13 protein-coding genes are annotated in these 13,841 nt (G+C 63.3%); 8 read left to right on the forward strand and 5 right to left on the reverse strand.

Translation table 11 applies throughout. The features are described 5' to 3' along the window. The first annotated feature begins 119 nt into the window (after positions 1-119). The 7 genes from VGH41_RS12670 (at position 120) to rpe (ending at position 7,634) form a co-directional block, all read left to right on the forward strand. Positions 120-548 (forward strand): ribulose bisphosphate carboxylase small subunit, encoded by a 429-nt coding sequence (locus tag VGH41_RS12670; RefSeq protein ID WP_331597790.1) that lies wholly within the window; start codon positions 120-122, stop codon positions 546-548. Between the two features lie 58 nt (positions 549-606). Continuing rightward, entirely contained in the window at positions 607-1,566 is a 960-nt protein-coding gene (cbbX, locus tag VGH41_RS12675) for a CbbX protein (protein WP_331597791.1), read from the forward strand. 93 nt (positions 1,567-1,659) lie between these two features. Then, entirely contained in the window at positions 1,660-2,763 is a 1,104-nt protein-coding gene (locus tag VGH41_RS12680; protein ID WP_331597792.1) for a class 1 fructose-bisphosphatase, read from the forward strand. Between the two features lie 57 nt (positions 2,764-2,820). Continuing rightward, positions 2,821-3,693, forward strand: coding sequence for a phosphoribulokinase (locus VGH41_RS12685; protein WP_331597793.1), 873 nt, complete (start codon positions 2,821-2,823; stop codon positions 3,691-3,693). A gap of 40 nt (positions 3,694-3,733) precedes the next feature. Continuing rightward, entirely contained in the window at positions 3,734-5,785 is a 2,052-nt protein-coding gene (tkt, locus tag VGH41_RS12690) for a transketolase (RefSeq protein WP_331597794.1), read from the forward strand. A gap of 31 nt (positions 5,786-5,816) precedes the next feature. Then, the gene (gene fba, locus VGH41_RS12695) at positions 5,817-6,854 is read left to right on the forward strand and encodes a class II fructose-bisphosphate aldolase (RefSeq protein ID WP_331597796.1); all 1,038 of its coding nucleotides are present in this window, start codon (positions 5,817-5,819) and stop codon (positions 6,852-6,854) included. Between the two features lie 69 nt (positions 6,855-6,923). Next, positions 6,924-7,634, forward strand: coding sequence for a ribulose-phosphate 3-epimerase (rpe, locus tag VGH41_RS12700; RefSeq protein ID WP_331597797.1), 711 nt, complete (start codon positions 6,924-6,926; stop codon positions 7,632-7,634). 64 nt (positions 7,635-7,698) lie between these two features. Here rpe and VGH41_RS12705 read toward each other — a convergent pair whose 3' ends face one another. Genes VGH41_RS12705 through VGH41_RS12715 form a run of 3 tightly spaced genes read right to left on the reverse strand, consistent with a single transcriptional unit; the run spans position 7,699 to position 11,719 of the window. Continuing rightward, entirely contained in the window at positions 7,699-9,081 is a 1,383-nt protein-coding gene (locus VGH41_RS12705) for a DUF6513 domain-containing protein (protein ID WP_331597798.1), read from the reverse strand. Further along, positions 9,060-9,656: a flavoprotein gene (locus tag VGH41_RS12710; protein ID WP_331597799.1), complete on the reverse strand. Its 597-nt coding sequence runs from the start codon at positions 9,654-9,656 to the stop codon at positions 9,060-9,062. Before VGH41_RS12710 ends, VGH41_RS12705 begins: the two co-directional genes overlap by 22 nt. Before the next feature lie 8 nt (positions 9,657-9,664). Next, entirely contained in the window at positions 9,665-11,719 is a 2,055-nt protein-coding gene (locus tag VGH41_RS12715) for a sigma-54-dependent Fis family transcriptional regulator (protein ID WP_331597800.1), read from the reverse strand. Between the two features lie 407 nt (positions 11,720-12,126). On the opposite strand from VGH41_RS12715, the gene VGH41_RS12720 reads away from it, so the two are divergent. Beyond that, entirely contained in the window at positions 12,127-12,630 is a 504-nt protein-coding gene (locus tag VGH41_RS12720) for a dihydroneopterin aldolase (protein ID WP_331597801.1), read from the forward strand. Between the two features lie 111 nt (positions 12,631-12,741). Here the strand turns inward: VGH41_RS12720 and VGH41_RS12725 are convergent, their stop codons facing one another. Both VGH41_RS12725 and fae read right to left on the reverse strand, forming a co-directional pair. Next, positions 12,742-13,146: a hypothetical protein gene (locus VGH41_RS12725; RefSeq protein ID WP_331597803.1), complete on the reverse strand. Its 405-nt coding sequence runs from the start codon at positions 13,144-13,146 to the stop codon at positions 12,742-12,744. Between the two features lie 84 nt (positions 13,147-13,230). Then, on the reverse strand, positions 13,231-13,740 hold the full coding sequence (gene fae, locus VGH41_RS12730; RefSeq protein ID WP_331597804.1) for a formaldehyde-activating enzyme: 510 nt from the start codon (positions 13,738-13,740) through the stop codon (positions 13,231-13,233). Positions 13,741-13,841 lie beyond the last annotated feature (101 nt).

Below are 13,841 nucleotides of genomic sequence, written 5' to 3' on the forward strand. Positions count from 1 at the left end.
TCGCAGTTACCGCTCTTCCTCGCAGGTGCAGCAGCGGTGCCGCTCGCGCACTGCGCGGGAAGCGCCTGGGGTCTGCGTCGCGCCCGTCCAAACCGCGACACTCTTTCACGAGGTTCGTCATGCGCATTACACAGGGAACATTTTCTTTCTTGCCGGAGCTGAGCGACGCAGAGATCAGCTTGCAGATCGACTACGCGCTGCGCCAGGGCTGGGCATGCTCGGTCGAGTTTACGGATGACCCGCATCCGCGCAATACGTATTGGGACATGTGGGGCCTGCCGATGTTCGATCTGCACGATGCGGCCGGTGTGCTGCAGGAAGTGAAGGCATGCCGCGATGCGCGGCCGCAGCACTACATCAAGGTCAATGCATTCGATTCGGTGCGCGGCTTCGAGACGATGCGGCTGTCGTTCATCGTCAACCGGCCGGACGCCGAGCCGGGCTTCCGTCTGACCCGTCAGGACGCGCATGGACGGGTCCAGCGCTACAGCCTGACGAGCTACGCCAGCAACCGGCCCGAAGGTGAACGTTACGGCCCGGCACGTTAATTGATGCGTGGACGCTTCCACGTCCACGCATCGCCGCGCGAGCGGCGAAGGAGAGCTCATGAGCGATGCTGTCATTGCGCAGACTGACCGGCTTGCTGTCCACGATGCAGGTGAAGCACAAGCCGTCGATCTGGCCGCGCTCTATCGCGATTCGGGCATCGGCGACGTGCTAGCCGAACTGGACCGCGATCTGGTGGGCCTCGTACCGGTCAAGACCCGCATCCGCGAAATTGCCGCGCATCTGCTGGTCGAACGCGCGCGCGCTTCGCTGGGTCTGGCAGGCGGCGCGCCGACCCTGCACATGTGCTTTTCCGGCAATCCCGGCACCGGCAAAACCACCGTCGCACTGCGCATGGCCGAGGTGTTGCACCGGCTCGGCTATATCCGGCGCAATCACCTCGTTTCGGTGACGCGCGACGATCTGGTCGGTCAATACATTGGCCATACCGCGCCGAAAACGCGCGATGTGCTGAAGCGTGCGATGGGCGGTGTGCTGTTCATCGACGAAGCGTATTACCTGTATCGCCCCGAAAACGAGCGCGATTACGGCCAGGAGGCCATCGAAATCCTGCTGCAGACAATGGAAAACCAGCGCGACGATCTGGTGGTGATTCTGGCCGGCTACGCCGCGCGGATGGAAGTGTTCTTCGAAAGCAATCCGGGTTTTCGTTCGCGGATTGCGCATCACATCACCTTTCCCGATTACGAAGAAACGGAACTGCTCGATATTGCCGCGCGCATGCTCGCGACCATGCACTACCGTTTCGACGCCGCATCGCAGCGCGCCTTTGCGGACTATCTCGCACGCCGTATCCGTCAGCCGAATTTTGCCAATGCGCGCTCGGTGCGCAATGCGCTCGACCGCGCGCGCCTGCGCCAGGCGAACCGCCTGTTCGCGACCGCCATGCAAGGCGCAGCGCCGCTCGATGCCGCCGCGCTGACCTTGATCGCCGCCGCCGATGTCCGCGCGAGCCGCGTGTTCGACGAGCCGCGCGCAATGGAGGCGCCGTCTGGTTGAACTCGCGGGCTGTGCTTGCGCACTGGGCTTGCCTGAACAGCTGGCCCAATGAGCAGCCACGCAAAAGAACGATGACCCTACCAGGAGAGCGCCATGCAAGACGGACGTACGACTCTTTCGAAGTTCCTGATCGACACGCTCGACCGGCCACCGGCTGCGGCGGGCATGACGGGGACCGCGGGCCTCTCCGCTTTGCTGATCGACGTGGCCGCCGCGATCAAGTCGATTTCGGCGATGCTCACCAAAGGCGCACTAGGGGGTAACTACGGGTCCGCGCAGACCATCAACACACACGGCGAGGAGCAAAAGAAACTGGATGTCGCGACCAACGAAATTTTCGTGCAGCAGTGTGAGTGGGATGGTTTGCTCGCCGCGATGGTTTCCGAGGAAATGGAGGATGTCTACGCGATTCCGCAGCGTTATCCGCGCGGTGATTATCTGCTGGCATTCGATCCGCTCGACGGTTCGTCGAATATCGACATCAACGGTGTGGTGGGTTCGATCTTTTCGGTGCTGCGCAACACCGGCGAGCCAGACGCAGAGGTCGGTGAAGCCGCGTTTCTGCGCCCCGGCTACGAGCAGGTTGCCGCGGGCTACGCGGTCTACGGACCTTCGACCATGCTGGTGCTGTCGGTCGGCACCGGCACGCATGGCTTCACGCTGGAGCGCGAGATCGGCAACTTTGTGCTCACGCATTCGAACATCCGCATTCCGGACGACACCGTCGAGTTTGCCATCAACGCATCGAACGAGCGCTTCTGGGAGCCGCCCGTGCGCCGCTATGTGCAGGAGTGCAAGGACGGCCGCAGCGGTTGCCGCGACTGCGACTTCAATATGCGCTGGATTGCTTCGATGGTGGCCGAGGTGCATCGCATCCTGATGCGCGGCGGCGTGTTCATGTATCCGCGCGATTCGAAAACGGCGGCGATGGAAGGGCGTCTGCGCCTGCTGTACGAAGCAAATCCGATGAGCTTTCTGGTCGAACAGGCGGGCGGCCTGTCGATCACCGGACGTGAACGCATTCTCGAGGTCTGCCCGCGCTCGCTGCATGGCCGTGTGCCGGTGATTCTGGGTTCGCGCAACGAGGTCGAGCGCATTGGCCGCTATCACGGCGAATACGACCGTGGTGAAGACAAGCCGTTTTCGTCGCCGCTGTTCAGCCGCCGCTCGCTGTTTTTGCCGGATTTCACGGCTTAGCGGCGCGCACGCGTTCAATACGGCCCGACCGGAACATCACCTTACGGAGACAAGGGCATGTCAACCAGACATCCGATCATTGCAGTGACGGGTTCGAGCGGTGCCGGCACCACGACCGTCATGAAAAGCTTCACGCATATCTTCCGGCGCGAGCATATCAAGGCGCAAGTCGTCGAAGGCGATGCGTTTCACCGTTATGACCGCAACGGCATGCGCGAGGCGCTGAAACAGCATGAGCACGAAGGCGCACCCAACTTCAGCCACTTCGGGCCGGAAGCCAACCTGCTGGAAGAACTGGAAGCGCTCTTCATCAGCTATGCGGAAAACGGCACCGGCAGGATGCGCCACTACGTGCACGACGAAGTGGAAACGCGTCTTTACAAGCAGGACGCCGGCACATTTACGCCATGGGAGGACGTCACACCCGGCACCGATCTGATGTTCTACGAAGGACTGCACGGCGCGGCAGTGACGGACCGGGTCGACATTGCACGGCATGCGGATCTGCTGATCGGCGTGGTGCCCATCATCAACCTCGAATGGATCCAGAAGCTGCACCGCGACCAGACCATGCGCGGCTATTCGCACGAGGCGGTGGTCGATACGATCCTGCGGCGCATGCCGGACTACGTGAACTACATCTGCCCGCAGTTTTCGCGCACGCATGTGAACTTCCAGCGCGTGCCCACGGTGGATACGTCCAATCCGTTTATCGCGCGTGAGATTCCGCAGCCGGACGAGAGCTTTGTCGTGATCCGCTTTGCGCGTCCCAAGGGAATCGACTTCCAGTATCTGCTGACGATGCTGCACGACTCCTTCATGTCGCGCCCGAACGTGATCGTCGTGCCGGGCGGCAAGATGGGTCTCGCGATGCAGCTGATTTTCACGCCGATGATTTTGCAACTGATCGACCGGCAGGCGCGAGCCTGAAGCGCAAACGCTCGTTCTCAATACGTGCAAGGAGAGTCCAATGAGTGCCGTCGCCGAAACAGATGCTGCGCCCGCCACACGGCTGATGGCCGACGCGCTGCGCATGCTTGCAATCGATGCCGTGGAAGCCGCGAAGTCCGGCCATCCGGGCATGCCGATGGGCATGGCGGAGATTGCCGTCGCGTTGTGGGACCGGCATCTGAAGCACAATCCGCGCAATCCGGCGTGGCCCGATCGCGATCGCTTCGTGCTGTCGAACGGACATGGTTCGATGCTGTTATACGGGCTATTGCATCTGAGCGGCTACGACTTGCCCATCGACGAACTGAAACGCTTTCGCCAGCTGCACAGCAGGACGCCGGGACATCCCGAAGTGGGCGTGACGCCCGGCGTCGAAACCACCACCGGACCGCTCGGGCAGGGTCTGGCGAACGCGGTGGGGATGGCGCTCGCCGAGGCGTTACTCGCGCGCGAGTTCAACCGTCCTGGTCACCCGATTGTCGATCACCGTACCTACGTGTTTGCGGGTGACGGCTGCCTGATGGAGGGCATTTCACACGAGGCCGCGTCGCTTGCGGGCACGCTGAAGCTCGACAAGCTGACGGTGCTCTACGACGACAACGGCATTTCCATTGATGGCCACGTCGCACAGTGGTTCAGCGACGACACGCCCGCCCGTTTTGCCGCGTATGGCTGGCACGTGGTGCGCGAGGTGGATGGCCATGACGTCGACGCGGTCGATCGCGCGCTCAAGGGCGCGCGTCTTGCGGGCCGGCCGACGCTCATCTGCTGTCAGACGGTGATCGGCAAAGGCTCGCCTTCGAAAGCCGGCACGCACGATGTGCACGGCGCGCCGCTCGGTGCCGACGAGGCCGCGCATACGCGGCGCGCGCTCGGTTGGCCGCATCCACCGTTCGCGATTCCGGCGCAAGCTTACGAACTGTGGAACGCGAGCGAGCGCGGCGCCGCCGACGAAGCCGACTGGTCGACGCGCCTTGCAGCGTACCGCAAGCACTATCCGGCCGAAGCCGCGGAGTTCGAACGCAGGACGCAAGGCACGCTGCCCGCGCAATGGCGCGACGCGGTCCGCGCGATGATCAGTGACGCAAACGCAGCAGCCGAATCCATCGCCACACGCAAAGCCTCGCAGCAGGCAATCGACGTGCTGGCGCGCACGTTGCCGGAAATGCTGGGAGGTTCCGCCGACCTCACGGGTTCGAACCTCACGAACTGGAAGAACGCCGTGGACGTGCACACGGACGATACCGGGCTGCAAGGCGGCAACTATCTGCACTACGGCGTGCGCGAATTCGGCATGAGCGCGGTGATGAACGGCATTGCGCTGCATCGCGGCCACCTTCCATTCGGCGGCACATTCCTCACGTTCTCCGACTATTCGCGCAACGCCTTGCGCATGGCCGCATTGATGAAGACGCGTTCGATCTTCGTCTTCACGCACGATTCGATCGGTCTCGGCGAAGACGGACCGACCCATCAATCCGTCGAGCATGCAGCGTGCTTGCGGCTGATTCCGGGTCTCGATGTATGGCGTCCGTGCGACACGGTCGAAACCGCGCAGGCGTGGGCGTGTGCGGTTGAGCGCGAAGGGCCGTCGTGTCTGTTGCTGAGCCGCCAGAACCTGCCGTTTGCCGCCCGCAGCGCCGAGCAGATCGATGCGATTGCGCAGGGCGGTTATGTGCTGCGCGACTGGCCAGTGCAAACCGGTGGTACGCCGGACAAGCGGGTGGTGTTGCTCGCCACCGGTTCCGAAGTCGCGCTCGCGCTCGAGGCGGTTAAACCGCTCGCCGAAGCGGGCATCGCGGCGCGCGTCGTCTCGATGCCGTCAACCAGCGTGTTCGACCGGCAAGCGCAAGCCGTCCGCGACGCGGTGTTGCCGCGTGGCGTGCCGCGCGTCGCCGTGGAAGCGGGCGTGCGCGCTTTCTGGCGGCAATACGTTGGGCTGGAGGGCGGCGTGGTGGGGCTCGACACCTTCGGCGAATCCGCGCCTGCCGCGGCGCTCTTTGCCCATTTCAACCTGACCGCGCAGGCGGTGGTGCACGAAGCCCGTCGGGTCGTCGACGCCGCGGCATGACCGGATTCGATTCGACCTCAAGGAGATGGCAATGGCCTTCATCGCACTGCGGCAACTTTTAGATCACGCAGCCGAACACGGCTATGGCGTGCCCGCATTCAACGTCAACAACATGGAGCAGATTCAGGCCATCATGCAGGCCGCCGAGCAAACCGCGAGCCCGGTGATCCTGCAGGCGTCGGCGGGCGCGCGCAAATATGCGGGCGAGCCCTACCTGCGGCATCTGGTGCTCGCCGCGCTCGAAGCGCACCCCGATCTACCGCTCGTGTTGCATCAGGATCACGGCGCGAGTCCGGCGGTGTGTCAGCAGGCAATCCGCTCGGGCTTCACGTCAGTGATGATGGACGGTTCGTTATTGCCCGATCAGAAGACGCCTGCTGCATATGAATACAACGTCGACGTGAGCCGCCGGGTAGTCGACGCGGCGCATGCGGTGGGCGTGTCGGTCGAAGGCGAACTGGGGTGCCTCGGCTCGCTCGAAACCGGCGCGGCGGGCGAGGAGGACGGTGTGGGTGCCGCGGGCAAGCTCACCCGCGACGAACTGCTCACCGACCCGCACGAGGCGCAGATTTTCGTCGAAGCCACCGGCGTCGATGCGCTGGCGATTGCGATCGGCACCTCGCACGGCGCGTACAAGTTCAGCCGTGAGCCGACCGGCGACATCCTCGCGATCGACCGCATCGTCGAGATTCATGAGCGGATTCCCAATACGCATCTCGTGATGCATGGGTCGTCATCCGTGCCGCAAGAATGGCTTGCGGTAATCCGCGAGTACGGCGGCGAGATTCCGACCACCTATGGCGTGCCCGTCGAAGAGATCCGGCGCGGCATTGCGCATGGCGTGCGCAAGGTCAATATCGACACCGACATCCGGCTGGCGATGAGCGGTGCGATGCGCAAATCGCTCGCCAATGCGCGTTCCGAATTCGATCCGCGCGCGGCCTTGAAGGCGGCCACCGCAGCGGCGCGCGCGGTGTGCGTGGAGCGCTTCGAAGCGTTCGGCTGCGCGGGCCAGGCGTCGCGCATCAAGCCGCTGCCGCTCGAGGCGATGGCGCGGCGTTATCACTGAGCGGCTCGAGCGGGCCTCTGAATCATCTGTAGCACTTCGAGTATTCAAAGCGTTTGCAAGGAGAAGCCCATGCGCGAATTCCTGATTGCTCCATCGCTGTTGTCGGCGGACTTCGCGTGTCTCGCCGGCGAGATTCGCAATGTGACCGCAGCGGGTGCGGACTGGATTCATCTGGATGTGATGGACAACCACTACGTGCCGAACCTCACGGTGGGGCCGCTCGTGTGCGCGGCGATCCGGCCGCACACGTCCGTGCCGATCGACGTGCATCTGATGACGATGCCGGTCGACCCGCTCGTCGTCGCCTTTGCCGAGGCCGGCGCGAATACCATCAGCTTCCATCCTGAAGCCTCGTTGCACGTGCATCGAACCATTCATCTGATCAGGTCAAAGGGCGCGCGTGCAGGACTGGCGCTCAATCCGGCCACGCCGCTCGCCCTGCTCGATCATGTGCTGGAAATGCTGGACGTGGTGCTCGTGATGTCGGTCAATCCGGGCTTCGGCGGGCAAGCGTTCATTCCGGCGACGCTCGACAAGCTGCGGATCCTGCGTGAGCGGGTCGACGCGACCATGCAGCGCACCGGAAGGCCGTTGCTGATCGAGGTGGATGGCGGTGTGAAGGCGGACAACATCGCGCAGATTGCTGCAGCGGGCGCGGATGTGTTCGTCGCGGGTTCGGCCGTGTTCGGCGCTGATGACTATGCCCGGGCGATTGGCCAGATGCGCGGCGAACTGGCCGCCGTGGATGAAGACATGCAAGTACTGGCCGAGGCGCGCTGATACGCGGAAAACGCTGAAACGCGGAAAGCGCGGAAAGCGCGGAAAGCGGCGATACGTACCCGCGTTACCGTTTCTTCAGCGTCTCACCCGGCGCGCACCACGCGTTGAGGTCCTGCTCGGGCCGCTCGACCGCGCAGCCCCAATCGAGCGGCTGGTCCTGATCGAAACGCTTGCCGAGTTGCCACGCAATTTCCGCCCGGGCGAGCTGCACGCCCATATAAAACGCATGGCCGCCGTCGGATTCGAGATTCAACGCAGGGTAGAGCGCGAACGGATCATTGCCGCGTTGATGGCCGTCGCGGTTGTACACGTGGATGCCTTGCGCGCTGACCTGAACGCGGAAATTCGGATCGCGCACGGCGCCGGCGAACTCGTCGATTTCGGCGGCGCTATAGGGAAACGGGCGTTTCGCGTGCGTGGTGGCAAGCTCGCTGTTGATGCCCTTGGGCAGCACCTGCGCTTCACGGGCGGCATGCATCACACGGCGTGCCACATCGGCTTCGCGCAGCGCGCGCCGTGCGTGCAGACTCACCGAGGTCGTCAGGACCGCGCTGATGCGCAGTTCGGCGGCCAGCCCCAGCAGCACCGCGTTGATGCCGCTGGTATCGGCTTCGGTCAATTCGGTGACATTGCCGATGCCCATCATGATCGCAATGTGCGGATAGCGTTCGCGCAGCCCTACATAACGCGCAATCGACGCGGCCAGTCCGAACGGAATCGGATCGAGAATCGGGTCGGCGAGAAACGGCCGGCCACGTGCGCTTAGCGCGTCGATCGCGGCATCGAGCGAGGCGGCATCGCGCGGTTCGCGCGCGACGAGAATCGGCGTGGCCGGCACTTCGTCTGTGATCCACAGCGTATCGAGGTTCAGGCTCATCAGGTAATCGGCGCCCGCGCGCCCGCCGCGCAGCAATTCGTCGCTGCGCATCGAATCGACACTCACGCGATAACCCTGCGCTTTCAGCATTCGCACCGCATCTTCGAGATGCGGAAACGGCGTTTCGGGCAGACAGCCGATGTCGATCACATCGGCGCCTTGCGCGGCATACTCGCGCGCCCGCTGCGCGATGCCCTCCAGATCGAGGCGCGGCGCATCGACGATCTCCGCGAAAATCTCGGTCTCGTACTGCGTCAGATCGAACGGCTTCGCTTTGCGTCCGAAGAACTGCGGCAGATCCTTCACTTCTTCGGGCCCGCGCTCCACAGGCATGCCGAAGTGTTCGCTCAAGGCCGCGAGGTCGCCCCGGCAGCGTCCCGGGACGATGATGCGTTGCGCGGCAACGGGCGTGGCCACCCGGCGGCGAATCATCTCCGCGGTCATCAACGCCGCTACTTGCAGGCCGATTTCGCGGATCTCCCAACTGAATGGCGTCGGCGCCATGCTTTCGAGTACGCGTGACAGGCTCTGTTCGGCGAGACGCCCGGTCAGGAAGACGATATGGTCCATGCGAGATCGAGCGTCGACAAACGTTGATCGAGCGCCGTCTTCAGTTCGTCGAGTGAACGGACGAGCGTGGTGTATTCGAAGCGCGACAGGCGCTCTACGTTGTCGAGTTCGACCGTCCGCGGGCGCAGTTCGACCCATTCATTCGGGCTTTGCGTCACCACGGTGGGCTCCGTATCGCATGCAAAGACGATGCCCGGAATGCATTGCTTGCCGGCCTGCGCATACATGTTGGTAGGTAGCGTATCGGAGATGCCAAAGGCGCATTTGGCGACCGTATTGCTGGTGGCCGGTGCGATCACCACTGTGTGATAGATGCCGTGATACAGCATGCCGACCGGCACGCCGCTCGCGCTATTGTCGCGAAACACGCGAAACTGCTTGCGCAGTTTCGGCAACGGCCAGCCATAAAGGGGCAAGACTTCCTCCGCCGCTGCCGACAGGAACAGATCGGCGCGCGGCAAGCGCTGTGCGAGCGCGATGGACTCTTCCAGCAGATGCCCGGAGCCGGTTACGCACCATGCGAAGCGCGCGTCGGGCTTGAACTCGGCGAGATCGCGCGCAGGGGCCTGGGTCATAGGCCTGGTTATGCGTCGACGTCTGCGTCGGACGGCAGACCGTCGGGCGTGGAGCCGTCATGCGACAGCCGGATATGCAGCCGGCGCATCTTGCGGTACAGCGTATTGCGGCTGATGCCGAGCGCCTTCGCGACATTGCTCACATTCCAGCGATGCTCGTCGAGCAGCGACAACACGGTTTCGCGCTCGTTCAACTGGATGGCGTTCAGCGCGGAGAGGTCCACGTCCTCAGCAGGATGCGCTTCGGTTTCAGCAGTAGAGGCGCGTAGAACCGCCGGCCTGTCCGCATCCGGCACACGTTGTGTGATTTCCGCGGGCAGATCGTCGCAACGGATCGGCTGACCGTCGCACAACGCGATCGCCATCTGCAGCACGTGACGCAACTGCCGGATGTTGCCTGGCCACGCATAGCTCAGCAATGCATGCTCGGCCTCAGGCGTCAGCTCGGGTGGATCGTTACTGGTTTCGCTTTCGAGCAGATGGTGAATCAGCGCGAGCTTGTCGAGCCGCTCGCTCAACGGCGGCAGATTGAGTTCGACGCCCTTGAGCCGGTAATACAGGTCCTCGCGGAATTGCCCGCCATGCACGAGTTCGAGCAGGTTGCGGTGACTCGCGCTGATCAGCTGAAAATCCACCTTGACGGTGGTTTCCGCGCCCAATGGCGTGACCTCGTGTTCTTCGATCACGCGTAGCAGCCGCGCCTGCAATGCGAGCGGCATGTCGCCGATTTCATCCAGAAACAGCGTGCCGCCATTGGCCTGGACGATCTTGCCACGTCGTCCTTCGCGCTGCGCGCCGGTAAACGCGCCCGCACGATAGCCGAACAACTCGCTTTCGATGAGGTTTTCCGGCAACGATGCGCAGTTCACCGGCACGAACGGACCGGCTGCGTGCGGACTGATGCTGTGCAGTCCTTGCGCGAATACTTCCTTGCCGGTGCCGGTCTGGCCGCGCAGGATGATCGGAATCTTGCGCTGGATCACGCGCGCGGCAAGCTGGATTTGCGAAGCCACGCGCGGGTCGCCGAATTCCAGGTGCGCAATTTCGTCGAGCCGCGCCGGCGGCGGCCGTTTTTCGGGCGCGCTGCTGCGGGGCAGCGGACTGCTGACGGCCACGCGTGTGCCGCGGCCCGCGCTGTTTTGCGGCGTCTGCGCGACGAGGAAGAAGCGGTTGGTGGCGTTCGCGCTATAGACCGTGACCGGATGGAAAGAGCCGCGGATGCTGCGCGCAATCATGTCTTCCAGCGACGCATTGAAGGCCTCTTCGATACGCCGGCCACGCAATTCGCTCAGCGAGCGGAAACCGAGCTGGAATAGCGCACTGCGGTTCGCGGCCAGCACGGTGCTGTCGTCGGCCACCGCGAGCTTGCCGCCGTGCAAGGTGCCGACGAATTCCGGGCGGCTATGAAAGTGGATCATGTTGGCGTGCCGGTAGCGTGCATCCAGCAAGCGGTTTTCGATCATTTGCCGCGACATGCCGACCAGCACCAGCGAGTGCTGCTGCAGCAGCTTCGAGCGGCTCGTGACGTCGAGCACACCGGCAATTTCGCCGCTGTCGTCGAAGATGGGTGCAGCGGAGCAGGTGAGGGACGTATAGCGCGGATAGAAATGTTCGTGCTGGCACACGGCAATGCAGTCGCGCTCCGCGAGACACGTGCCCATGCCATTGGTGCCGGCTTCGCGTTCGCTCCAGATCGCGCCGACGCGAAAGCCGTCTGCGGCAACCGCCTCGGCAAACGGCACGGACGACACCTGATGGACGATCACGCCGCCCGAATCGACCAGCACCACCGCGAGCTCAGGATCGGCGAGTTGCTGATAGAGCGTGGTCATCTCCAGTTTGGAGCACGCAATCAGGTCGCCCAGTGCCTCGCGGCGCACGCTTAATTCGTAGTCCGTCAGGACGGGTGGGGTGACGAAACGCGAGGGGTCCAGCTGGAAGTCGTTGATGCAGCGCGTCCAGGACTGGGCCACGGACTGGCTGGTTGGACGGGTCGTCAACTGATGATTGACGACGTTCAAAACCTCTCGGACGTGCGAATTGCTATCAGCAAGCAACGACATGGGGTTTGTCTCCGGTGCGTCAATTCAGGCGCGCGATGCTGCGTGCCACGAGTGCCGCTTTATCGATAGTATGTTCCCCGAAACGCTACGGGTTCTGGCTGCCCGTATGCGCTGAAAGCGACCGACCCTCGAATCAGGCGATCATTTAAAACTCTACGCCCGATGGCGAGCGGATTCAATAAGTAGTCGCATTAACCCTACTGGGTGCGCCCGGAACTTGCTTGTCGTTGCGCTGTGCTCTTGCAGTGACCTGTGCAGGAGGCCCATGAGCGGGTGATTGTTGCAGCTTCGGCACACAGTGCTGCGCCACCGGCTCTGCGCTGTCGCCTGGCGTCTGATCCATCTTTATCCATTACGCACTTATCCATTACGCACGATTGACGAGCCGCGCTGCGGCGGAGCCCACCATGGACCGTATCGATACCGTTCGCCTCGCTTCCTTTCCCGCTGTCCGCGCGAGTTCCATCGACGCCGGGGCATCCTCCGACGCCATGGATATCGTCTTCATCGAGAACTTCGTCGGGCAAACCATCATTGGAATCGACACGAGCGAGCTGCACGTCACGCAACCGGTACGGATGAACCTGGCCATCGGCGTGCCGTCCCTGCGGGCCTGTACGACGGACCGCATCGAAGACACCGTCAATTACGCTGCGGTAAGGACGGCGCTGCACACGCTGCTGCAGACGCATCAGGTGCGGCTCCTCGAAGCGCTGGCTGAAGCCGTCGCGCAACTGCTGATTGCCGATTTTGGCGCGCATTGGGTGCGCGTTTCGCTCGCCAAGCCCGCCAAATTCGAAGACGTCGACGCCGTCGGCGTGCAGATCGAACGCCGCCGCAGCGAGTTCTCTACACGAGACGCGAAGGCCGTCACTTACGCTTCGCTAGGCGAAGGACTGATTCCGAATTGAGGATGAACTGGGCGGCCGGCCGCGAGCCGGTCGTTGCTGCAACGCGCAAATACGCACACCGCGCCGTTCCAGGCGCGGTGTGCATTGCATCAGAGCGTGATCATCGCCCGCTCACTTCGCCGTCGTCTTCTGCGTCCCGAGTCCACACGACTGATAGGCGGCGGCTTGCAGGGTGCGGAATTTCTTCGTCTGGGCTTTGGCCTGATCGACGCGAAACTCCGAGCCGCCTTCGCCGCCGAGCGTTGCGTACTTCGAGAAGGTCGACTGATCGACGAACTCGTCGTAGGGCAGCGCAGTCGCCATCTTGTCGATCACGCACGAACATTTGTAGACGTTCACGAAATCGTGCCCGTTATCGTCCATGCAGGTCAGCACATATTCGACGCGCCCCTGCGTCGGGTAGTTGTAGCCTCCGGCCGGCGCCTGTGCCTGGGGCGCGTCGCCGTCGGCCCATGCGAGCGGACCGGCGAGCGCAAGACAGCACCCGGCCAGCAACACACGACTTCGTATGGTCATCTCATGCCTCTAAAAAAAGGTTCGCGCCACGGCGAAGGCCCGCACGATAGCGGGCCCGTCGTATGCTCGCGAACCGGCGCGTGGTCAATTCGGCGCAAACGGGTGCGCCACGCTGCCTTTTTTCGCCACGACCTCCGCGGCGCTCGGTTCGCCGTTGACGGCACGCTTGATGGCCTCGCGCGTCGCCTCGTAGTTGAATTGCTGGATCTTCTTGTCGTCGTCTGCCTGCCAGTGAATGAAGACGCCGACGCACAGGAACAGGTCGTCCGCTTCGTCCTTGGGGATCGTGCCGTCTTCGACGCTGTCCGCGACCGCGAGCGCCACCGCATGCTGGGCCGGCCCGAACATCTGCACGGCCTGCTTGGCGCCCTTGATCGTCACCTTGTTGAACAGGATCGTGTTCGGCTTGGTGAGCAGGTTCGGTGCGACCACGGCGAGCAGCGATGTGAAGCCATCCTTATTGTTGGTCAGCGCATTGCAGAACGCGGTTTCTGCAGCCGAACCTCGCGGTCCGATCAGCAGGTCGATGTGTGCGACTTCGTTGCCGTCGCCCACCAGCGACTCTCCTATCAGGACGCGATTGATCTTGGCCATTCTGTTCCTCCGATGTGTGGATAGGGACTTGCCGACTAGGCGCCGCCCGAAGCGGTCGCGGATGGCGATCTCAAGGCAGCGGATTGATGCACGGTGGCACT

It is taken from the genome of Paraburkholderia sp. (genome assembly GCF_036488795.1).
Taxonomy (GTDB): domain Bacteria; phylum Pseudomonadota; class Gammaproteobacteria; order Burkholderiales; family Burkholderiaceae; genus Paraburkholderia.

Coding starts and splice junctions, on each gene's coding strand:
- fae (WP_331597804.1), bottom strand. CDS start 13,740: ATGGCCAAGATCAATCGCGTCCTGATAGGAGAGTCGCTGGTGGGCGAC.
- rpe (WP_331597797.1), top strand. CDS start 6,924: ATGCGCGAATTCCTGATTGCTCCATCGCTGTTGTCGGCGGACTTCGCG.
- fba (WP_331597796.1), top strand. CDS start 5,817: ATGGCCTTCATCGCACTGCGGCAACTTTTAGATCACGCAGCCGAACAC.
- VGH41_RS12680 (WP_331597792.1), top strand. CDS start 1,660: ATGCAAGACGGACGTACGACTCTTTCGAAGTTCCTGATCGACACGCTC.
- VGH41_RS12715 (WP_331597800.1), bottom strand. CDS start 11,719: ATGTCGTTGCTTGCTGATAGCAATTCGCACGTCCGAGAGGTTTTGAAC.
- cbbX (WP_331597791.1), top strand. CDS start 607: ATGAGCGATGCTGTCATTGCGCAGACTGACCGGCTTGCTGTCCACGAT.
- VGH41_RS12710 (WP_331597799.1), bottom strand. CDS start 9,656: ATGACCCAGGCCCCTGCGCGCGATCTCGCCGAGTTCAAGCCCGACGCG.
- VGH41_RS12685 (WP_331597793.1), top strand. CDS start 2,821: ATGTCAACCAGACATCCGATCATTGCAGTGACGGGTTCGAGCGGTGCC.
- VGH41_RS12720 (WP_331597801.1), top strand. CDS start 12,127: ATGGACCGTATCGATACCGTTCGCCTCGCTTCCTTTCCCGCTGTCCGC.
- VGH41_RS12725 (WP_331597803.1), bottom strand. CDS start 13,146: ATGACCATACGAAGTCGTGTGTTGCTGGCCGGGTGCTGTCTTGCGCTC.
- tkt (WP_331597794.1), top strand. CDS start 3,734: ATGAGTGCCGTCGCCGAAACAGATGCTGCGCCCGCCACACGGCTGATG.
- VGH41_RS12670 (WP_331597790.1), top strand. CDS start 120: ATGCGCATTACACAGGGAACATTTTCTTTCTTGCCGGAGCTGAGCGAC.
- VGH41_RS12705 (WP_331597798.1), bottom strand. CDS start 9,081: ATGGACCATATCGTCTTCCTGACCGGGCGTCTCGCCGAACAGAGCCTG.